Origin of the sequence: Thaumasiovibrio subtropicus (assembly GCF_019703835.1) — a bacterium.
GTDB classification, from domain to species: Bacteria; Pseudomonadota; Gammaproteobacteria; order Enterobacterales; family Vibrionaceae; genus Thaumasiovibrio; species Thaumasiovibrio subtropicus.
The window spans coordinates 816,760-837,373 of record NZ_AP023055.1; the positions used below are offsets into that span (position 1 = coordinate 816,760).

The window sequence follows — 20,614 nt, forward strand, 5'->3', positions numbered from 1 at the left end:
ATTCGATTGGCGTGAATCCAAACAGGCTGGATGTGGGATTCTTTGAACCAAATAGACTTATTGTCGAAATGCGTTAAGTGTTTCGAATGCTTTTCTCGCCTCTCTTAGGGCGAGCCCAGAAGGTCACGCAGAACAAGTATCTTGAGGTGGTTGGAGTTTATATTCAAACAACCTTAGGGGATGGCCTTAAAGGCGGGTAAACACATTGCGCTCAACGCGCGCTGCCCTGAAACGGCGAACAGATTTAGCGCACTAACGCTTGCTGTAGAACAACTACTTTGAGGTTATTTGATATTAAAGTGATGTTTCGGTGAATAGCATCAGCAGGTAGGGAGAGTAAGATGCCAATAGCGCAACAAGGGATGTTGGAATTTGAAGCACAGTTTCGTGACTTTATCGCGAAGGAGATGGTGACAGATGCGGCGCACGATTTGCAGCATGTTGAACGCGTGGTGAAAACAGCGAAAATGTTGAGCGAGGAAGAAGGCGCCAAACTGGAAATCGTACTTCCCGCGGCTTACTTGCATGACTGTTTTACCTATCCAAAAGATCACCCCAAGCGCAAAGAGAGTGCCAAAATGGCTGCGGATAAAGCCATCGACTTTCTGCGCACTATTCAATACCCCGACATCTATTTGGATGCTATCCATCACGCCATCATGGCACACAGTTTTAGTGCCAATGTGACACCGTTGACCATAGAGGCCAAGGTAGTCCAAGATGCAGATAGGCTCGGCTCTTTAGGAGCGATAGGCGTAGCGCGGTGCTTGTTTGTTGCGGTTGGCTTTGGCTCGGCGCTCTATTCCGCCGATGACCCGTTCGCGGCAACACGTGCACTTGATGACAAATCCTTCACTGTTGACCACTTTTATACCAAGCTTTTCAAGCTCGAAAGCATGATGCAGACCGCAACGGCGAAAAAAGAAGCACGTCAACGTAGTCAGTTTATGCAAGACTTTCTTACTCAACTTTCCAATGAAATTAATGACGCAACGTAAGGAAGCGTAATAATGACTCAACAGAGTATCGAGCAACGCATTGCTGATTTGGGGCTGGTGTTGCCAGAAGCGAGTGACCCGCAAGGCAGTTATACAAACTGTGTCAAAACAGGCAATCTCTTGTATGTCTCGGGTAAAGGCCCAGTGGCGGGCCTATCGGAAGTGCCAAAAGGTAAGTTAGGGCGGGAGTACAGTGTTGAAGAAGGATATGAATTCGCGCGTATCACCGGGTTAGATATTCTTGCGGCGGTAAAACTCGAACTGGGCAGTCTAGAAAAGGTGACCCGTGTGGTAAAACTGCAGGGTTTTGTGAATGCGACAGAAGCGTTTGAACAACACCCGAAAGTGCTCGATGGTTGTTCTGATTTGATGGCGAATGTGTTTGGCGAGAAGGGTGTCCACGCGCGTTCAGTGTTTGGCGCAACATCCGTACGCGGCAACCTACCTATTATCATTGACTCCATATTTGAGGTGGAGGTGTAACTCCCTTGTTAGAGCGTGTATTGAGTGAGCTTAACTATAAGGACCTTAGTCGTTTTTATTAGCGTCCTTAATGCGCGCTCTGTAAGCCTCAATGATAATGTCGCCGTCTTTCCCATGGTGTCATGTGGGCAAACTCTACCTCTTACGCAACCGCATCAGTACATTCCGCCACAAAATCTTTGGTATTGAAATCAGGTTTTTGGTGTTCTTTGTGGCGTTTATCATTTCGGTTTTCGCAATACGATAGACTTCGTGAGATGCTTTTGATGGGTGTCCGGAGTCTATTGGTGGCTGGGGGTCATATTCGATCAGGAGTTGAATAACCTCAGCACGTTGCCTGCCGTACAGTTCTTCAACAACTGAAAATGCGAGATCGATTCCCGCTGAAACACCTGCTCCGGTAATGATTTTTCCAGACCGAACGATGCGTTGGTCTTTCTGTGATTTAGCACCGAACGTGGGCAGCGCTTTTTGCGCAATCCAGTGTGTTGTCGCTGCATGCCCATCTAATATGCCGGCAGCACCTAAAATCAACGCCCCTGAACAGACGGATAATGTAAGTTGGCTTGTTTGATGGACTTGGTTTAACCATGACAAGAGCTCACCATCGGCCATCGCGGTTGTGGTATCAGCAGATGAGCCGGGTACCAATACGATATCAGGTTCAGGTGTCTCGTCATAGGAGTGTGTGGCGCCGAGTACCAACACCCTGCTGTCAGTGATGATCGGCTGAGGGCTATCGCTGACAAATCTGATCTCGGCATCTGGAAGAAAGTGAAACACCTCATAGGGCCCAATGGCATCGAGTGCTGTCATGCCAGGATAGAGAACAATCGCAATTTGCATAAAGTTTAATTACTGAGTTATCGAGACGTATTTATATGTTGTATGTTCAATAGAAGTCTATAGAGTAAACCTATAATTAACAACAATGTTCTATACTTAAACCATCTCAAGAGGCTTGTTCAGCGAGAATTCCTAAGCATGTCAGAGAGGCACTGTTTTGAAGGTCTAGTGAGCGACATCAAAGAATAGTAACGACGGTGACGAGCCTAAAAAACTCACTCAAGGGGATGCAACTAGCGTCCCGATTTCTGCGTTAAATGTGTTTGAAAGTCGGAAGCTATTCCTTCACACCTTTGCCTTGGTATCTTTATTTTGACTTCGACGCGCTAGGCCGCTTCTGAATCCTGCACCTTGAGGTGATTTGAGTACAGTGTTGCTGGCTACGCTTAAAGGTGACTCACTATGGCGCTATTTTTTCCACTTAAGGGATCACTTCACCTTTTTCGGTGGTTTCTTCTCCTCTCGATTGTGTTCTATTCGATATCGACTGTCGCAAAGGGTGAGGTTGAAGATGTCCCTTCCCCAGAACGTATGGCGATCAGCAAGTTGATGAGCGAAATTAGCGTGTTGACAGATAATGCAGCACAAATGCGTGGCGAAGAATATGAAGCTATTCAGCTGCAACTGTTTCATAAAAACCAGTTGTTGCGAGATCGTATTGCTATCGCGATTGACAATAAAGCGCTTCCTACAGCGGAACTTGTCGCATTAGTTAAAAAGCAGCAGCAACATTCAGCGGGTTCGATGCGCTATTTAGAGAGCCAGATTTTGTCTCTTAACGAAGAGATAAATCGGGTGAAGGGGCAAGATAAGCTGCCTTTAGTCAACAATAGTCGTGAGTTACAGCAGTATCTGTTTGATAGTTATGAATCGAGCTGGGAAAACTTGCAATGGCTTGAGGTATTGGGAGAGCCAGATCAGGCTGCATTGAACGAATTCAAAGGGAAACTCGACAATCGAATGCGCTTGCTCTCAGCATCGGTAGGCTATTTAAGTCAGCAACAGAAAAGTATTAGTGCGCAAGTGGCGATGAGCCCAGAGTCGGAAAAACCAGCATTGCAAATTAATGAGCTTGTTGTTGACCTGAGGCTAAACATCGTGACCAACAGCTTGCGTGAACTTTTACCTATTGGTGACGCATTGACGTTGGAAACGTCTGAATATAAACGGCAGATCTTTGAGGTGACAGGCAGCATCACCTATGATCTGCTCAATTTGACCGTGGTGCTCTCTATCATCGATAGTTGGTCTAGTGCTGCACTTGAATGGCTATTGGAAAACGCCCCTCAGCATGTGTTTAAGTTACTGATATTTTTGCTCATCTTGTTGCTGACACGGGCCGTGTCAAAGTTAACAAAAAAAGCGGTCAGCCATGCGGTATCAACGAAAAATTTGAGCATTTCTAAATTGATGCAAGATTTTTTCATCTCTATGTCAGGTAAAGCCGTCTGGGTTATCGGGATATTGGTTGGCCTTTCTCAAATCGGAATAAATCTAACGCCGATTTTGACCGGTTTCGGCATCGCGGGCGTGATCATTGGCTTTGCTTTACAAGATACGATGTCTAATTTTGCTGCGGGTATGATGTTACTCATCTATCGCCCTTTTGATGTCGGCGATTTTGTTTACGCGGGTGGTGTGGATGGAAAGGTGAGCCATATGAGTTTGGTTAATACGACAATTCGTACCTTTGATAACCAGATTATTATTGTTCCCAATAGCAAAATTTGGGGTGATGTGATTAAAAATGTCACCCATGAGCGGGTTAGACGAGTTGATATGATCTTCGGCATTGGTTATGCCGATGACTTACTTAAAGCGGAAGCGGTACTCAATGATATCGTAGCGACACACCCTGCAGTACTGCGCTCTCCGGAGCCGTTGATTAAGGTTCAAACCTTGAATACTTCATCTGTTGATTTCATTGTAAGACCTTGGGTGAAGACGGACGATTACTGGGATGTTTATTGGGACGTGACAAAGGAAGTGAAGTTACGTTTTGATCGCGAGGGCATCACGATTCCTTTTCCTCAGCAGGATGTTCACTTACATGTTGCTAATCAACCTGAAAGCGAAGCAAAAAGCGATGAGGTTTAATTATTGAGCGTGTCTGGCTCAATATTCGGGACCATACAAAATGCAACAAACTTTGTCTCAGATGCCATTAGCTATTGTGACATTCTTTCTGTCGTCAATGATTGCAACGAGATAGTTTTTTACCAAAGGAGTGGTGATGTTAGAGATTCCCTCGAGATTTTTAGATGTCGATTATGTATCGGCGAGAATTCCCGGTGTAGAAAACGAAGAAGATTTGACCTTGGGCGCAAATTGCCAAGTTTTTGCATACAGCTTACTTCGTCATTTTGGATTAATGCCACCATGTTTGCGTTCCAGCGAACTTTGGGCTGACGAAGTGGACACTTATGTGGTAACAGAACTCAAACCATTGGATATAATGATGTACAATCATTCTCCTGTTGCGTATGGCGCACACGTCGGTGTCTATTGGGGAAATGGTCAAGTACTGCATTTATCTCTTGATAACGGTAAACCAAAGCTTGAGTCTCATGAAGCGCTGTTAACGCAACGAAAGTACTGTCATTTCATTGGGGCTAAACGTGTCAAAGCAACGTTGAGTAATGGGGCATAAATGCAGTTTGATTGTGTAACCTATACGATGTTTCGCAATGAAGTGGATAGTGAGGATATGACAAAAAAACCTCAGTCCGCTTTTTTAATTTCTTCCGATCAGCCGATGTCGAGTGGTCATAGAGATGCAGGCATATTTTGTCATGTCGCGACGGGAGTAAATAGTCGAATCATTGATCGTATTGTCGATTTTATCTGTTACGAAAATACGCAAGATAGAGAGCCAGTTGTCGCCATTGATACGTCGAAAAATGATTTGAAGCGCATTATCAATCAATTGAAAAAGACAGAATATCGAAATCTTGTTCGAGACTATGACCCTCGATGGATAGTGCACTCGACGAGCATTGAAAATGGCGAGGCTATTTTGTGTGATGGCGTGATTAAATCACAACAGCGGCTCAATAATGAGAGGAATGTAGAGTCACTTCCACTGGGATATGCGCATTTTGGCGAGCCATTAGACTACCTCAATCATGTCAATTTTGGCGCTTTTGAAAGCCCGATGCCTGAGGTTGTCGTTCGATCAAATCAAACAGGTGAGATGGGAGGGTTCGACATGCCTTATCAGCCAGGCTATCGCTTCTATATTGATGCTCATAAGTTAATTGAGTCGGGGCGAGTACTGAGAACGGGGGCACCATTTTTAAAAGCAGAGGAAGCCGTGGATCTAGATGCATTTGTTGTGGCTCACGTTGATTCAGGTCAGTTCAAAAGTAGAGTCTGGACGCCAAATGCATTTACTCGTGCTGCCAATGATGTCTTTGCTCGTCTTCGGTGTTGATGATGTGAGAGAATATGGATATATCCGTAGTTTTAGTGATTGCCTTTGTCGTCATTTCGACGTTTTTGCCTGCGCTAATCACTGGGCTAGATAAATATCGAGTTAAACGTGCGATCTATAAGCTGCCTTCCGAAAAAGAAGAAGTTCGCGAATTTCAACTCGCTTATAAACGTATTCTACAAGATAGGCACATACCTCATTTACTGATTGATGCAAACCACAAGCAAGTGGTTGTACCTTCTGACTATGTGAAAAATGGTGAGGTAACGCTGAATGTGTCTCCGAGCGCGATACATGGATTTGAGCTAATTTGCGACTGTTTTGTCTTTATGACCAGGCGAGGCAATAATAACTATCAAGTACGTGTACCCATAGAAGCGATAAAAGCGCTTTATGCGTTCGAAACTGGAGAGGGGATAAAGTACGCCCGCTATTTATAACCGGATAGTTCAAAACGGCAACGGTGGATTTGCGGTTGGAAAATGCGTGAATAATATGTTGCTAATTAAGCTTAACTCATTTGCGTACATAGTTTTTGACTGAATTCTCTAACATAGAGATAGGTTTTATTTCAGCACTAATGACTACTAAGCCTTACTTTTTGTGCTTTATGCTTGTTTTGGGTTTGTTTATTTTGTCTTTGTGAGATTTATGTCGCAATTATATGCATGCGTTTTATTTCTATGTGAATTGATTGGGAAAACTTCTTAGAATATTCGGCGGCTAGGTTTGGTGTACGAAAAAGCCAAATCAAAAAATGACAGCTTCATAAGGAGAAAAAATGAGCTGGTATAAATTGGCGCTACAGCGCTACGCGGAATTTGGCGGTCGTTCACGTCGTAAAGAGTATTGGATGTTCTTCCTAATTAATTTATTAGTTATGCTAGTAATCGGTACCATTGACGCCGTTGTAGGCACAATGGGTATTCTTTCTGTCGTCTATATTCTTGGTACATTGATTCCAAATATTGCACTGACTGTTCGTCGTCTGCATGACACAGGTCGAAGTGCTTGGTGGTTGTTAATTACGTTTGTACCGTTTATCGGTTCGATCGTGTTTATTGTCTTTATGTGTCTGGAAGGCCAAGATAAAGACAATGATTGGGGCGCGGACCCTAAATTAGCATAAGCTTTCTTGTTCCCCGACGAATGTATAAAGGCTCGCATCTGCGAGCCTTTATACATTCGTGGTTTCGTGCGGTTACTGGGTTGATACTGCTTCTGAAACCGTCATTACTTTATCTTCAACGGTTTCTACAACTTGCTCTACGACAGGTTCAACCACAGCTTCAGCGTCTGATACGATTGCTTGCGACTGTGTTTCGATAGTCTCGACGACGGTTTCTTCAACCTCATCGGTGATTTCAGGTAGCTGAACCGGTTCTGGCATGTCATCTGGGCTTAGCACGTGTACTTCTTTTTCAACACCCTGTAGCTCAATAGGCTGTGCAATCGCGGGGCGTTGCTCTAACTCACACTGCCATCCCCAACTTTGCTGCTTTTCGGCAAACTCTGCCGCTTTTTGCTCACAGAAGCCTTCAGTGTTTGCGGCACGCCATAAGACTTCACGACCTTCTGCTTTAGTGTAAGCAACTTCACAAGGTACGGGTGTGCCTTGTGGGTAAATGACTTCAATAAGGCGCTCGCCATTGCCATTTGAACAACGGTAAAAGCTGTTGTCTGCAGCAACGGCAGAGGAGGCCGCAAGCAGGCTTGCTACGATCAGTAGGTTTTTCATGATTCTCTCCTAACAATAATGTGTGCCCGTATGGGGTATATCGGCCTTTAGCCTTCATCAACGACCGGAACTATATATAGGTACAAGGCAAGTGAAAACTTGAGTACCGAGACAAATGACGAAAATGGCTTAGCGCTGAAATATAAATTAACGGCTCTATATGAACGATAATTAACAGTTTATAAAATTAGCTTGAACGCGTCTCAACAGACTGAAGGATTTGACAAAAGATTGACACAATTTTGGCACATGATTGCAAGAAGGTGCTCTGAAATGCGAGCTGTGAACAGTTTGAAGCGTGGCGATTCCTGAGAATTACTTGCTATTGCGAGTCGTAGTCGATAGGCTTGCGCGGTTTCATTGATTACTAAAGGTTTTTGATTGTGCTTACCACTGCAAATATCACCCAACAATTTGGCGCTAAGCCATTGTTCGAGAACATCTCAGTCAAGTTTGGCGAAGGTAACCGTTACGGCTTAATCGGCGCCAATGGCTGTGGTAAGTCCACATTCATGAAGATCCTCAGCGGCGAATTGGAGCCAACGGGCGGCAATGTGTCGAAAGACCCTAATGAGCGTATTGCTAAGCTGAATCAGGATCAGTTTGCTTACGAAGAGTTCTCGGTTGTCGATACGGTTATCATGGGCCATCAAGAGCTATGGGAAGTAAAGCAAGAGCGTGATCGTATTTACTCGTTGCCAGAAATGAGCGAAGAAGATGGTATGCGTGTTGCTGATCTTGAAACAGAATTTGCTGAAATGGATGGCTACACGGCGGAATCACGTGCGGGAGAGCTACTCCTGTCTGTGGGTATCCCGTTGGAGCAACATTTCGGTCTAATGAGTGAAGTTGCACCAGGCTGGAAACTACGTGTTCTTTTGGCACAAGTCTTGTTTGCTGACCCAGATATCATGCTACTGGATGAGCCGACGAACAACTTGGATATTGATACCATTCGTTGGTTAGAGCACACGTTGAACGAACGTAACTGCACCATGATCATCATTTCGCACGACCGTCACTTTTTGAACTCGGTTTGTACTCACATGGCTGACCTTGACTACGGTGAGCTTCGCCTATACCCAGGCAACTATGACGAATATATGCTTGCAGCGACTCAGGCGCGCGAACGTCTATTAGCTGACAATGCAAAGAAGAAAGCACAAATCGCTGAGCTACAAACTTTCGTTGCCCGTTTCTCTGCGAACGCATCAAAAGCAAAACAAGCGACTTCTCGAGCAAAGCAGATTGATAAAATTCAGCTGGAAGAAGTGAAGGCATCAAGTCGCCAGAACCCCTTCATTCGTTTTGAACAGTCGAAAGAGCTTTTCCGAAATGCGCTTGAAATTGAAAACCTGTCTCAGGGCTTTGATGGGGAAGTGCTTTGGTCTGATTTTGCGGGGCTGTTTGAAGTCGGCGAGCGTGTTGCGATTATCGGTGAAAATGGCGTCGGCAAAACAACCCTATTGAATACCCTGGCGGGTGTACTTGAGCCTAAGAGCGGAGAGTATAAGTGGTCTGAGAACTCGAATATCGGTTATTACGCCCAAGATCATTCGGATGATTTTGACGTGGACATGGATCTGTTTGAGTGGATGTCTCAGTGGAAGCAAGAAGGGGATGATGAGCAAGTTGTCCGCAGTTTCCTAGGACGTTTGTTGTTCTCACAAGACGACATCAAAAAGAAAGTGGGTGTACTGTCAGGTGGTGAGCAAGGGCGTATGCTATTAGGTAAGCTGATGATGCATAAGCCAAATATGCTTCTCATGGACGAACCAACAAACCACATGGATATGGAGTCAATTGAATCTCTGAACACAGCGTTAGAGCTTTATAAAGGCACCTTGTTCTTTGTTTCTCATGACCGTGTCTTCGTTGACTCAATTGCAAACCGCATCATCGAAATCAAAGATGGCAAGATCACTGACTTCCGTGGAACGTACACCGAGTTCCTCAAGTCACGTGGTATTGACGAGTAAGACTAACGCTTACTCACCAAATCCAAAAAGCAGGCGCTAATCGCCTGCTTTTTCTATATCTGATTCTGGTTGGTTTTGATCAATGCCTTCAGCCGCCGCTTGTTCTGCTTCCATTTTGGCGCGATCTGCTTTGGAGATATACTTAGGCTTGTTTGCTTTATGCATTCTAGACATTTTCTTTTTGTGCTTTTTAAGCAGTGTTTCTTTGATCTTCTTTTTTCTATTCATTTACTCACCTCTTCAAGAGCAGGGAATTGTGCCATCAATACAGTGAAGTGCAAGTGATTTGTTTCACATCACATGTAATGGATTACTTGTGATTTGTATGCCAGATTGAATTCGTTGAAGGTATGATTTTTCGGCATTGCTGTTGAGATTAATTAATGTTTGTGTATTAATTCAGGCGCATAGATTGATATGGTCAATGTCTGAAGTTTGGTTGAGTTTCGCACTCATCATTTGGAATGATTGGATTAGGGATGATATGAAAGTTCACCGTGAACTCGCCTCTGATGCGGCAGTGGATACGCACAGACGCAAAACCTTCCAAATGGTGTTAGCCATTATGATTTTTATCGGCGCATTCTACATTGGTCTCGGTTTATATCGTGGCGTGCTTTGGCTGGTATTTGCTCACCTCTCTTTTGTCTCGTTCTGTGCGGTTTTACTCTTTCAATCCCCGGATAAGCGACGTCTTCGGATACAGAGCTTTCTTTTTCTTGCCGTATATTATGCCCTAGTGATCTTTTCTATTAACCGTGCCGAGCCACATAGCGTGTCATTTCTTTGGCTCGCGGTTGGTCCGCCGTTGTCCTACCTTCTTCTGGGTAGAAAAACAGGTTTTTGGGTGAATGCTGTTTTTATCACAGTAGGCGTGCTGTCGTATCAACTCATGCTAATGCTGCCTGAAAGCAGTATTTCACGGGTTTCGATGTTCAATTTGGTCTTTTGTTTGCTCACTATCTGGGCCATTGCTGATGTGTATGAAGCACAACGGGAAAATGTGGAGAAGCGGCTTAGGGATATCGCAATGACGGATCCATTAACGGGATTGTGTAATCGTTTATCGCTGGCTGCTGAGTATCAGGATATCGTTGAAAAATCGGGTGATAAACCGGTAAGTTTGATCTTACTTGACCTTGATTACTTCAAACAGGTGAATGATAGGTATGGCCACGAGGTGGGGGATCTCGCGTTAATTCACGTCGCAAACGTGATTAAAATGAATGTATCAGAGCGAGAAAAAATCTTTCGCATTGGTGGCGAAGAGTTTTGCATAACCAGTGAAGGCAGCGGTAAGTACGAGGCGAAACGCATAGCCGAGCATATTCGCTGTGTAATCAGTCACACCACATTCCATCATGAGCAACAGGTGATTCCGCTTTCAGCCAGTATCGGCATTTCGTCTGCCGGTGATGATGGTAATGAGTTCGCGACACTCTACCGAAAAGCAGATCGACGTATGTATCACGCCAAGAAAACGGGCCGTAACCGTGTTGTTGATAGTGATCCTTTGATGACGAGTGCTGTCTCAAGCGGATAGACGATTGTTGAGCTTTTTGTTGGCTATTGTTATGGTCTTGATAACAATAGTAAAAGAGTGAGAACAACATGGACTCAGTTACGCAGGCGGCCTTAGGGGCAGTGGTCGCAGGTGCCGTTGCGGGTAAGCAGTGTAATGCGAAGGTTTTGCTAGCTGGCGCTGCGCTCGGCACATTGCCTGATTTAGACGTTGTACTCAGCTATGGTGACCCTGTCACGGATATGGTGAAGCACCGTGGCTTTAGCCACTCTCTTTTGATCTTATTCCCACTCTCTCTATTACTCGCTAAGTTGTGCCATCTTTGGCTAACACCCTCATGGTCGTTTAAAAAGCTGTTGGTGTTAATTAGTGCTGTTTTGATTACCCATCCTTTATTGGATGCGTTTACGACTTACGGCACCCAACTACTATGGCCTTTCGAAATCTACTTCGCGGTGTCGAGTATTTTCATTATTGATCCTTTGTATACCTTGCCACTATTGCTCGTGATTTTGATGGCGTTGTGGCAGAGAGATAAAGCGGCATCGCGCTGTCGTGCGGGATTAGTTGTGACGACGCTCTATCTTGCTTGGAGCATAATAGCGATGGGGATGATTGAAAGCAGAACGCGAGACAGCCTCGTTGAGTTAGGTTATGAACGTGACCAGCCGCTATTTCTTACCCCAACGCCTTTTAATACGGTGCTTTGGCGGATAGTGGTATTAGATGACGAGCAGTACTTAGAAGGGCTTGCGTCGCTACTTGATAGTGATCCTAAAGTCGATTTCTTAGTGAGAGAGCGCGGATCATGGCCTTTTGCGCATCAGCCAGATGTTTTACAAGCGCAATTAAAGTTCGCCGGGGATTACGTTCGATATCAAGTGGATGAAGAGCGAGTGGTGGTTGCTGATCTGCGTATGGGCATCGCTGACTTTCTTTCGTTTCAATTTCAGTATGCCACTATGGATGACCTCGAACGCTGGCAGCAGCATACGCCATTTGCACTAAATGGATTAGACGGAGCAGAACTCTACTTGCCTAAGCTTCTTTTAAGGCTAATGGGCGATCAATCGCTGGATGCTGATTTGTGTCGTAATTGCAATGCAACAGAGAGTTGATTGAAGCCAGTTTTATCGAAAGCAATCAGGATTACAGCGGTCTGAATAGGAAGGCGAGTATAGGGGGCGCTATGATCAGACCATTTTTGCTTGGAATACTGTTGATTTCGAGCTTTGCCGTTTATGCAAATCAACTTCATTTTTTGCCAAAAGATATGTTGCTATGGGAGCAAAAAGCCTTTGGCTCTGAAACAGACTATCGCATTGAGCAAGAGAGTGTGTTTGCGCATAGCGAGGGGGGAGCTTCTGGGCTGTTTAATGAATCTCACATTGATCTCACCGAAACCCCCATCTTAACTTGGCATTGGAAACCGGCGAAATTTCCCCAAGTGAAGGATGAGCGCCTCAAAGAGGGTGATGATTTTGCTTTACGTGTGTACGTTGTGGCAAAAACGGGTTTTGGGCCGTGGGGAACAAAGGCAATCAGTTATGTTTGGTCACAGACTCATCGCGTTGGAGAGAACTGGCCTAACCCATTTGCAGGCGAACGGGTTGTGATGCTTGCGTTGCGAGATAGCAACTCACCCCTAGCATGGCAGAAAGAAACGCGTAATATCGCGGCTGATTTTGAGCGTTTTTTTGATGAACCAGTGACTAAGATTCATGCTGTCGCGATCATGACAGACGGTGATAACAGCGCGAGTGTGGCCGCAGGGTATTATGGTGAGCTGCTTTTTACTGCTGAAACATTGGATCTATCATTATCCGCAGATGGGCTTGTGAAAAATGAGGAATAAAAAACCACCGCAAGCGGTGGTTTTAACATCGGGGTAAGATGTTTGTTTATACGCTACAGTGCGCTTTTAAGTTTGGGTCTATCGTTTCTACGCTGTTTAGCAATTGCTCTATTTCCATCTCTACGGGCACTTCTACATCCAGATTTGCCATAAAGACTGTTTTTCCTGCATCAGGGACACCAATGCGGGTGTTTTCCATCGCTAATGTATGTACGCCCAGATCATCAAGGCGTTGAGTTAAGTCGTGAACCAACCCGGGTCTATCTTGAGACTCAACACTCAAGGAGACTTTTTGAACACTGCTTGACAGTGGCTCAAGGTCATCGATGATTCTGACATGGCACTCGGTGATTTCGCTGAGCGCCGCTTTCAATTGAACGGCACTTTGGTTTGGTACGTCGATGCGTATGATGCCAGCGATTTGGTTGTCTAGGCGATTCAGTTTACTGACAAGCCATTTACCGCCGAGGGAATGCGTAGTCGCGGCGAGTTGATTCATTAGGTTTGGTCTGTCATGGCCTGCAATTGTGATAGTGAATTCTGTATTCATGGGCTACCTCCCGATAGGAATTCGAGGTTTCTCGAACTTATTAAAACCATAGCAAAGATTTTGGGGTTCATCAGTGACCAAGTTCATATAAGGCATTGATTTCATATTGTAACTGTGCAGTTTATGAGAGGTTTGTTCAGTCATGGTTCAGTAACGATGAATGTGCGGACTGGATGGATAGATGCCAGTGCTTTTTAAGTACCCACACAAACACAATTGATATACACTGTCGCACTTTCTCAAAACACCAAAGGCAATCATTATGTCGGCTTTACCAAATTGTCCTCAATGTAACTCTGAATACACGTACGAAGATCAGGATCTCTATATTTGCCCTGAGTGTGCACACGAGTGGTCTCAAGATGGATCTGACGACATGGACGATAGCTTAGTCATCAAAGACTCTGTGGGTAACTTGTTGCAAGATGGTGACAGTGTCACTGTGATCAAGGATTTGAAAGTAAAAGGGTCTTCATCAGTGGTCAAAGTGGGCACGAAAGTGAAAAATATTCGTTTGGTTGAGGGCGACCACGATATTGACTGTAAGGTGGATGGCATCGGTTTTATGAAGCTGAAATCTCAGTTCGTTAAAAAAGCGTAACAGCCCCCTGACTAAAGGCGATGTATCGGGTTAGTGTAAACTAGCCCGAAAAATCGGATCTTCCCATTTGCGTTGACTGCTCTTCATTTTTGCGACGTGATGGATATTAACGTCCATTTCACATCTACTTGAGTATATACTTAAGCCAAACGTTGTTATTTGGAAACAGGTATGTCTAAGATCCATTTAGTCTTGCAGTTGGACGAAGCATTAAAGAAAAAAGCAGAGCAGGTGGCGAAGTTCCGTGGTTTTACCAACACAAATGCTTACCTCAAGAGCTTACTTGAAGATGATATTCACCGCATTGAATCAGTAAAGCGAGAAGAAAAGCTCAAGATGTAGCAACGTAAAAGGGGCTTCAATTAATACTTGCTTATTAAGCATTCGCTTGTTAGATTTCGCTTTGACACTACTTTCCACTAGGAGGACATAAGATGATTGTATTCACTATTCGCCAGACAGCAGGTTTGAAGCGATAACGTGAGCATATAGCGTCTTAAACAATATAGGCGTGGCTCGTAACCTCTCTTTATCCCTTTCCCACCTGAATGTCCGGTTTTTCAGCCGGGGACGTTTAGTTCTAGTTATCAAGCTGATATATGTCGCTGCTTGCGCTAGACCCTTATAAACATTTTCCCCTGATCTCTTTTTTATGAACGCTATACAGCGCTCTGTTACTCAAACTATTCGAGTACGTAACCTATCAGGGTTAAGAATAATGCATTCAAAATTTGGTCTTTTTTCCAATACACAACCACGATTTTCAATCGCTTCATTGGGTTGGAAGCCGTTTTTTCAACAGCAACTAACGTTAGAAGAGTACGAACAGTGTCAAATTGGGCGTGTTCTTGAGCACCATCGAGACGGCTATGTCGTACGTACTGAATCCTCAGAAATCAAGTTAGCTATCAGTAAACAGTTACCTATGTTGACGGTTGGGGACTGGTTGCTGCTGGATCATGAAGAGCGGTTTGTCAAAGTACTCGAACGGTCGACATTATTTAGCCGTAAAGCTGCGGGAGCGAAAGTTGCTGAGCAGTACATTGCAGCCAATGTCGATACGGCATTTATTGTATCGTCATTAAACGATGACTTTAACTTAAGCCGATTAGAACGCTATTTGGCCGTCGTGAGAGAAGCAGGTGCGGAACCTGTGTTGATACTGACCAAAGCCGATCTTTGTGATGACATCAAGTCACACCGCCAAGCGGTAACCCAAATGGATTCAACTCTAGAGGTTGAGGTGGTTAATGGTTTGAATCCCGAAGAGACCTCAGTGCTTAAGCGATGGTGTCAAGGTTCGAACACGGTTGCGTTTATGGGTTCTTCAGGTGTGGGCAAATCAACCTTAGTAAATGCTTTGTTGGGGGCGGACCAGCAAGCGACTGGGGGCATACGAGAAGATGATGCCAAAGGTCGTCATACGACAACGTCTCGTTCACTGCATATACTACCAGAAGGCGGTATCTTGATTGATACGCCGGGAATGCGTGAATTGCAGTTAACCGAGTGTGTTGACGGTTTAGAAGCAACGTTTGCTGACATTGTAGAATTGGCTCAAGCGTGCCGCTTTAATGACTGTCGCCACGAAAGTGAACCTGGCTGTAAAGTGAAGCAGGCCATTGAGCAAGGGACACTTGAAGCACGACGCTTTGCGAACTATCAAAAGTTGATGCGAGAGCAGCAACGTAATGGTGCTTCGCTCGCGGAGCAACGCGAGCGATTCCGACAGTTCACTAAAGTGATCAAGGTGACGCAAGCTGAGAGTCGTAAGCATAAGGGGCGTTAGATAACAGAATAAGGTCAACGCGTTATTGAAGCCTGCATATTGAAGTCGCATGAGTCAATAAGCATGATAGATAACCAAATGTTATCTTAGTGACTTAAGTCATTGATTTTCAAGTGCTGTCATGTCAATGTCAGGTAGGTGTCGTCATGGTGTCACGCTGACGTCGTGTCCGACAGTCGATAAATTAGGATACATTGCAACCACACACCGCAGTTAGGGATAAGCAAATGATTGTTAGAAAACTTCGATTACAACGTGGATGGTCACAAGAGCAATTAGCTGAAATGAGTGGCTTAAGTGTCAGGACTATTCAACGTATCGAAAAGGGTGATAAGCCCGGTTTGGAATCATTGAAATCCCTTGCTGCTGTCTTTGAAGTGCAAGTAGACAATTTATCGCAGGAGTCGGAAATGAAAGATGAACCTCTATATGGTGACAGCGTAACGGTAACAGATGATGAACGAAAAGTGATGAAGCGTGTAAGGGAAATTCGTGGCTTCTATTCGCATGTCGTCTCTTACGTTACGGTGATGGCGTTATTGCTTGTGATTAACTTATTTACAAGTCCTGACTATTTCTGGGTTGTATGGCCAGCTTTAGGATGGGGTGTCGGGATTATTTCGCATGGTCTGAACGCCTTCGATCTGTTGAACTTCTTCGGCCCTGAATGGGAGAAGCGCCAGATTGAAAAGCGTTTGGGGCGTAAGTTGTAATGCTGGACGCGTTTCCCGCTTTTAAGCAAGAAAAAGGGAGCCTGTTATGTGCTCCCTATAGTATTTTGTGTTGCTTGTATTCAGGTGGCATGGCTGTGTTTCCAAGCGAAATTCCTTCTTATAATTGGCAGTCAGAGCAGTTTGATGGTGAGCCTTTGCCTCTCAGTGTAGAGATGAGTTTTAAGCAACAGGCCATCCAGATCTATCGCGCAATCAGCTTAACCTCCAAAGAGCCGCCCTTTACGCTTACCGAAGATGGCGAGTTTTGCCCTATCTTTGCTTTAGCGGCATTATTGAAATATTTTGGCTTTGAGCTGGAAGTGGTGCTTCGTGATGAGAGTGTGGTGGATTTACTCAACGCACACTATGGGTATGAACTTCCAAAACTTGCCCAACTTGATGTCCCTGTTTCTATGTTAGCGCAAGGTGAATCTGCTATCGGAGAGGCGGCATTTTTGGTCTCAGTCATTATGTATCCGCTCAAAAACGGGAAGTTAACCTCTCATTACATTACCAATAATGCGATTGGAGAATGGATGGATGGTCAAATCGCTTCTTCACCTCAAAAATGGGCTCCCATTGAATGTTGGGAAAGGTCGCAAAATAAACGGGAAAGCGCTTTTTGGGCTGGTGTGTCTATTCGCGTTTTTCTAGATAAGAAAAACGCAAAAATAACCTCATAAGTTTGAAGTTGTCTTCAAAGTGTTCAAGTTTTGTAATTAATCTTTAGTTCGGCTTTTCTGTTGATACTTTCTTTGATAAAAGAGAGTGTATTCTCAAAATTAGGTATTGATATGAAACGGCTTTTTCTGTACTTCTTCCTTTTCTGCTACTGTGTGGTTCTGTATCGGCGAACACATCCCAAGTTGAAAAAGCAACGCATGAGGAAGTGTTAGCGCTCAAACAAGAAGTGCGGCTATTGCGCAGTGATATTGCGCAACTGGAGCGATTGATGGTGGAGCTGATCGCTAAGCAAGGTACCATCATTAACCTTCCTGGCCGCCCGGGTAAAGACGATAGCCGCGATAATATTTGGGGTTGCTACATTGACGACCTTAACGCTGGTGGTGTGTTTGGCACTGGGCGTACAGAGGCTGAAGCCAAGGGTAAGACGCTTGCGAAGTGTAAAGAGAAGGGCGGTATCTGCTTTACCACTCGCTTAGAGTGCTCTAAAGATGATGTATAAGTAGACAAAATTAACTTTTTGTTACTGAAAATGCGTGTTGTAATCAATTTGTTGCGTGTTTGCTAGCGGAAATGGTGGCTATCTTCTGATACTGTATACAGCGTAAGTATATTTTAGAGGAGCGCGCTGTGAGTATTTTCGACTTACTTGCCGAAAATCAGATACAGGATTGGAACCGTCGCAAAGCGGAAGGCAAAATCAGTGACAAGCCTGCTGAGCCTTTAAAGCGCACCAGTTTTGAATCTCAACTCTATACCGCGATCGTCGAGTATTATCAGAAAGCGTCGACGTTAGCGCCTGAAGCACCAAAACGATTGCAGATTGAGCGGCAAGCAGAGAGCCTTCGTATCCAGTTGATGATTACACTTGAACGTAACGACATGCGGCATACAGCTCAATTTTTAGCCGAAGAGTTAGAAAAGCGTCGCAGCGAATTCAACGCAGCGCGCGATTAAACAGTGAGAATTGACTGAAAAAGGCCAAAGTAGAGATACTTTGGCCTTTTTGATGGGCTTCTTCTGAGAAGATTCCTAGTGGTTTGTCGCACAAGTGCGATCAGTTTGTCGGCTTGTGATTGATGAACGCATTCACTTGTCCGTAGACACTGGCACAGGCTTCTTGAGCAACATCTTCCATGTTCAAGAAGGTGTGGATCATGTGTTCAAAATGGACATGTTTTACTTCGGCACCGCCATACTCAGCCTTTTTGCAATACTCAATGCCTTCATCACGAAGCGGACAAAATTCTGCGGTAAAAAGCAAAGTGCGAGGCAGTTTGTCAGTGAACTCACCATAAAGTGGCGATGCTTCGCGGCGATCGTCGTCTGGGTTAAAATAGTTGTCGAAGTACCATTTGATTTTGGCCGTGTGAAGCAGGTAGCCACTGCCATTTTCAGTGTAAGAGTAATGATCCATAGTGTAATCAAGACTGGGGTAAACCAAGACTTGATTGGTGATGATGACTTCTTCATCCCGTTGCGCTTTCTCACTGATCGTCGCTGTTAACGCGCCACCGCCTGAGTCTCCCATAATCGATAGTTGTTTTTGGTATTGAATGTTGTTGTTATCTAACGTGTTCCAGATACCTTTTACAACCGTGTAGGCATCATCTACGCCACAGGGATAGCGGCATTCTGGCGCTAAACGGTAATCAACCGATACCACAATATGCTGGGTGGCAGTGGCAAGCTTTCGCGCGATGGGGTCGTAGACGGTGACACTGCCCGCCATATGTCCACCGCCATGGAAGAATACGAGAACAGGCAATGACTGCGATGGAATTGGATGATAGATTCTTACGGGCACATCAAACGTATCACCACTGACGACATCGTCCTGTACTCTTGCAACGGTCGGTGATGAGGTGACGAGCTCTTGGGTGAGGTTTGCCAACCCTTCACGCGCGTTGGTTGACGTTGGTCGGTAGCCATTACCAATCAAAATAGGAAGTTGCTGATTAAAATTATTGAGCCAAAGGGCAAGGTCTTCGCTGACATGACGCATAGTGCTCTCCTTGATGTGAACTATTTGCCAATAATTTTAGTCACTGTGTTACAAAAAATTGGCGTAACCTCGCCACTAAGGTCGCGTTTCTTCTTGAAAGTTGAGGCGAGGGTTTCAGTACAGCAATGTACCAGCGCATCAAGCATAGGTTGCAACCGATTCCTTTACGCCTTCGTCTGAGTCTCCTTCTTTTACTACATCCAGCGCCTGTAAGTCGCTTGATTATACGCCATAGTCTACGCCGTCAATCGCAAAGCCATTTAGTGCAAGGAAATCGCGCTTAACCCCTTCATAATCGCTTATTTCTTGAAAGTTAAGTGGGGTGATCTTTCGATAAAGGGCACGCACTTCTTGTTGAACCTCTTCTTGTAGCTCCCAATCATCAAGCCTAATTAAACGGCTGTCGTCGGATAATGGCACGAGACTGTTTGGTTGAAACTTGTGATAAAACAGACGATGCATCTGCTCAATACAACCTTCGTGTAAGCCTTTTGCTTTCATCACTTTAAAAAGGGCGAGTAGGTAAGGAGAGAAAGCAGGGATAAAAACACTGGCTTTCGTCACTAAGGCTTTGCAAACAGCAATATAAGCACTGCCATTGAGCGGTGTAAGTTGCTCGTTGATGGTGTTTGCTGTGCGGTGAAGATGTTGTTTGGCGAGTCCGAGCGTGCCGTGATGATAAATAGGGTAGGTGAGTTCAGGGCCAATGTAGGAGTAGGCCAAGGTTTGAAATTGATGCGCGCATTGTCCCTTCGCGAGAAGGAGAGAGACCCACTGCTGCCAATCTTCTCCGCCCATCACTTTGACAGTGTCATCGATTTCTTGCTCCGAAGCGGCAGTGACATGCGTTTCGATGAGGCGATCGTGTTCTAAATCTGCTGTGAGGCCGGAAAAGGGCGTTTCGACGGTTTTGATGGATGAGCGCCACCATTCCTCGCTGTTCGGTTTGGGTCGAATTCCGGTCGCAAGGCTATAGATAAGCAGGTCAACCTGTCCACCGAAATAGGTGTCAATCGCTTGGTTTACCGCGTTGCGTGTTTCTTGAGAAAATGCATCGCCCACAATGTTGATGGCAATATGTCCTTCCGACGCCGCATATTGCTTAAAGGCGATATTGTTGTACCAGCCTGCAGTACCAGTGCCTTTTTCGCTAGGGCCTTTTTCGAACGACACCCCGATAGTATCAGATTTTGCGCCACCAAAGGTGAGTGCAATTCGGCTTGCTAGACCAAAACCAGATGAAGCGCCGAGAATCAAGACACGTTGACGGTTTTGTGCCACCTGTGGTGCGTGTTTGACGAAGTCTATCTGTTGTTTTACGGCCGCAGCACAGCCAGCGGGGTGCGCATTCTTAGCCACGACCCCCTTGATGATGGGAGATATTTTCATACCGTGTAACCTAGAGGCAATTCTTAGCC

24 protein-coding genes are annotated in these 20,614 nt (G+C 45.1%); 18 read left to right on the forward strand and 6 right to left on the reverse strand.

What is annotated here, in order from left to right:
• Positions 1 to 341 precede the first annotated feature (341 nt).
• Both TSUB_RS20020 and TSUB_RS20025 read left to right on the forward strand, forming a co-directional pair.
• The gene (locus TSUB_RS20020) at positions 342 to 998 is read left to right on the forward strand and encodes an HD domain-containing protein (protein ID WP_087016255.1); all 657 of its coding nucleotides are present in this window, start codon (positions 342 to 344) and stop codon (positions 996 to 998) included.
• 12 nt (positions 999 to 1,010) lie between these two features.
• Positions 1,011 to 1,481 (forward strand): RidA family protein, encoded by a 471-nt coding sequence (locus tag TSUB_RS20025; protein WP_087016253.1) that lies wholly within the window; start codon positions 1,011 to 1,013, stop codon positions 1,479 to 1,481.
• 135 nt (positions 1,482 to 1,616) lie between these two features.
• Here TSUB_RS20025 and TSUB_RS20030 read toward each other — a convergent pair whose 3' ends face one another.
• Positions 1,617 to 2,327 carry a DJ-1/PfpI family protein gene (locus TSUB_RS20030; RefSeq protein ID WP_087016251.1) on the reverse strand — a complete coding sequence of 237 codons (711 nt, stop codon included), beginning with the start codon at positions 2,325 to 2,327 and terminating at the stop codon, positions 1,617 to 1,619.
• A 402-nt stretch (positions 2,328 to 2,729) separates the two neighbouring features.
• Between TSUB_RS20030 and TSUB_RS20035 the strand changes: the two genes are divergently transcribed.
• The 5 genes from TSUB_RS20035 to TSUB_RS20055 all read left to right on the forward strand — a co-directional run bounded on the left by TSUB_RS20035 (position 2,730) and on the right by TSUB_RS20055 (position 6,889).
• Positions 2,730 to 4,424: a mechanosensitive ion channel family protein gene (locus TSUB_RS20035; protein WP_087016249.1), complete on the forward strand. Its 1,695-nt coding sequence runs from the start codon at positions 2,730 to 2,732 to the stop codon at positions 4,422 to 4,424.
• Positions 4,425 to 4,560: 136 nt separating this feature from the next.
• The gene (locus TSUB_RS20040; protein ID WP_087016247.1) at positions 4,561 to 4,977 is read left to right on the forward strand and encodes an NlpC/P60 family protein; all 417 of its coding nucleotides are present in this window, start codon (positions 4,561 to 4,563) and stop codon (positions 4,975 to 4,977) included.
• A gap of 57 nt (positions 4,978 to 5,034) precedes the next feature.
• The gene (locus TSUB_RS20045) at positions 5,035 to 5,760 is read left to right on the forward strand and encodes a hypothetical protein (RefSeq protein WP_159064746.1); all 726 of its coding nucleotides are present in this window, start codon (positions 5,035 to 5,037) and stop codon (positions 5,758 to 5,760) included.
• 14 nt (positions 5,761 to 5,774) lie between these two features.
• Positions 5,775 to 6,200 (forward strand): ClpXP protease specificity-enhancing factor SspB, encoded by a 426-nt coding sequence (locus TSUB_RS20050; protein WP_087016243.1) that lies wholly within the window; start codon positions 5,775 to 5,777, stop codon positions 6,198 to 6,200.
• A gap of 341 nt (positions 6,201 to 6,541) precedes the next feature.
• Entirely contained in the window at positions 6,542 to 6,889 is a 348-nt protein-coding gene (locus TSUB_RS20055) for a DUF805 domain-containing protein (RefSeq protein WP_087016240.1), read from the forward strand.
• A gap of 72 nt (positions 6,890 to 6,961) precedes the next feature.
• Here TSUB_RS20055 and TSUB_RS20060 read toward each other — a convergent pair whose 3' ends face one another.
• Entirely contained in the window at positions 6,962 to 7,498 is a 537-nt protein-coding gene (locus tag TSUB_RS20060; RefSeq protein ID WP_202819717.1) for a hypothetical protein, read from the reverse strand.
• A 383-nt stretch (positions 7,499 to 7,881) separates the two neighbouring features.
• On the opposite strand from TSUB_RS20060, the gene TSUB_RS20065 reads away from it, so the two are divergent.
• Entirely contained in the window at positions 7,882 to 9,477 is a 1,596-nt protein-coding gene (locus tag TSUB_RS20065; protein WP_087016238.1) for an ABC-F family ATPase, read from the forward strand.
• A 36-nt stretch (positions 9,478 to 9,513) separates the two neighbouring features.
• Here the strand turns inward: TSUB_RS20065 and TSUB_RS20070 are convergent, their stop codons facing one another.
• Positions 9,514 to 9,705, reverse strand: coding sequence for a DUF2986 domain-containing protein (locus TSUB_RS20070; protein ID WP_087016236.1), 192 nt, complete (start codon positions 9,703 to 9,705; stop codon positions 9,514 to 9,516).
• Positions 9,706 to 9,901: 196 nt separating this feature from the next.
• On the opposite strand from TSUB_RS20070, the gene TSUB_RS20075 reads away from it, so the two are divergent.
• The 3 genes from TSUB_RS20075 to TSUB_RS20085 all read left to right on the forward strand — a co-directional run bounded on the left by TSUB_RS20075 (position 9,902) and on the right by TSUB_RS20085 (position 12,854).
• Positions 9,902 to 11,020, forward strand: coding sequence for a GGDEF domain-containing protein (locus TSUB_RS20075; RefSeq protein WP_087016235.1), 1,119 nt, complete (start codon positions 9,902 to 9,904; stop codon positions 11,018 to 11,020).
• A 68-nt stretch (positions 11,021 to 11,088) separates the two neighbouring features.
• Positions 11,089 to 12,117, forward strand: coding sequence for a metal-dependent hydrolase (locus TSUB_RS20080; protein ID WP_087016233.1), 1,029 nt, complete (start codon positions 11,089 to 11,091; stop codon positions 12,115 to 12,117).
• A 71-nt stretch (positions 12,118 to 12,188) separates the two neighbouring features.
• Complete coding sequence (locus TSUB_RS20085; protein WP_087016231.1) at positions 12,189 to 12,854, forward strand: DUF3047 domain-containing protein; 666 nt, start codon at positions 12,189 to 12,191, stop codon at positions 12,852 to 12,854.
• A gap of 46 nt (positions 12,855 to 12,900) precedes the next feature.
• Here TSUB_RS20085 and TSUB_RS20090 read toward each other — a convergent pair whose 3' ends face one another.
• Positions 12,901 to 13,404, reverse strand: a complete 504-nt coding sequence (locus tag TSUB_RS20090; protein WP_087016229.1) for a glycine cleavage system transcriptional repressor — start codon at positions 13,402 to 13,404, stop codon at positions 12,901 to 12,903.
• A 262-nt stretch (positions 13,405 to 13,666) separates the two neighbouring features.
• Here TSUB_RS20090 and TSUB_RS20095 point away from each other — a divergent pair, with 262 nt between their 5' ends.
• The 7 genes from TSUB_RS20095 (at position 13,667) to TSUB_RS20125 (ending at position 18,148) form a co-directional block, all read left to right on the forward strand.
• On the forward strand, positions 13,667 to 14,005 hold the full coding sequence (locus tag TSUB_RS20095) for a zinc ribbon domain-containing protein YjdM (RefSeq protein ID WP_087016227.1): 339 nt from the start codon (positions 13,667 to 13,669) through the stop codon (positions 14,003 to 14,005).
• A 171-nt stretch (positions 14,006 to 14,176) separates the two neighbouring features.
• Positions 14,177 to 14,347: a hypothetical protein gene (locus tag TSUB_RS20100; protein ID WP_159064745.1), complete on the forward strand. Its 171-nt coding sequence runs from the start codon at positions 14,177 to 14,179 to the stop codon at positions 14,345 to 14,347.
• A 376-nt stretch (positions 14,348 to 14,723) separates the two neighbouring features.
• A complete protein-coding gene (gene rsgA, locus TSUB_RS20105) occupies positions 14,724 to 15,794 on the forward strand; it encodes a ribosome small subunit-dependent GTPase A (RefSeq protein ID WP_087016225.1) in 1,071 nt (356 codons plus the stop codon).
• Between the two features lie 227 nt (positions 15,795 to 16,021).
• Positions 16,022 to 16,507: a helix-turn-helix domain-containing protein gene (locus tag TSUB_RS20110; RefSeq protein ID WP_087016224.1), complete on the forward strand. Its 486-nt coding sequence runs from the start codon at positions 16,022 to 16,024 to the stop codon at positions 16,505 to 16,507.
• On the forward strand, positions 16,507 to 17,190 hold the full coding sequence (locus TSUB_RS20115; protein WP_087016222.1) for a T3SS effector IpaJ family cysteine protease: 684 nt from the start codon (positions 16,507 to 16,509) through the stop codon (positions 17,188 to 17,190). Before TSUB_RS20110 ends, TSUB_RS20115 begins: the two co-directional genes overlap by 1 nt.
• 206 nt (positions 17,191 to 17,396) lie before the next feature.
• Positions 17,397 to 17,693 carry a hypothetical protein gene (locus tag TSUB_RS20120; protein ID WP_221274654.1) on the forward strand — a complete coding sequence of 99 codons (297 nt, stop codon included), beginning with the start codon at positions 17,397 to 17,399 and terminating at the stop codon, positions 17,691 to 17,693.
• A gap of 128 nt (positions 17,694 to 17,821) precedes the next feature.
• Positions 17,822 to 18,148 carry a hypothetical protein gene (locus TSUB_RS20125; RefSeq protein ID WP_087018940.1) on the forward strand — a complete coding sequence of 109 codons (327 nt, stop codon included), beginning with the start codon at positions 17,822 to 17,824 and terminating at the stop codon, positions 18,146 to 18,148.
• A gap of 100 nt (positions 18,149 to 18,248) precedes the next feature.
• Here TSUB_RS20125 and TSUB_RS20130 read toward each other — a convergent pair whose 3' ends face one another.
• Both TSUB_RS20130 and fabV read right to left on the reverse strand, forming a co-directional pair.
• The gene (locus TSUB_RS20130; protein WP_087018938.1) at positions 18,249 to 19,196 is read right to left on the reverse strand and encodes an alpha/beta hydrolase; all 948 of its coding nucleotides are present in this window, start codon (positions 19,194 to 19,196) and stop codon (positions 18,249 to 18,251) included.
• 222 nt (positions 19,197 to 19,418) lie between these two features.
• The gene (fabV, locus tag TSUB_RS20135) at positions 19,419 to 20,585 is read right to left on the reverse strand and encodes an enoyl-ACP reductase FabV (RefSeq protein WP_087018936.1); all 1,167 of its coding nucleotides are present in this window, start codon (positions 20,583 to 20,585) and stop codon (positions 19,419 to 19,421) included.
• Positions 20,586 to 20,614: the final 29 nt, after the last annotated feature.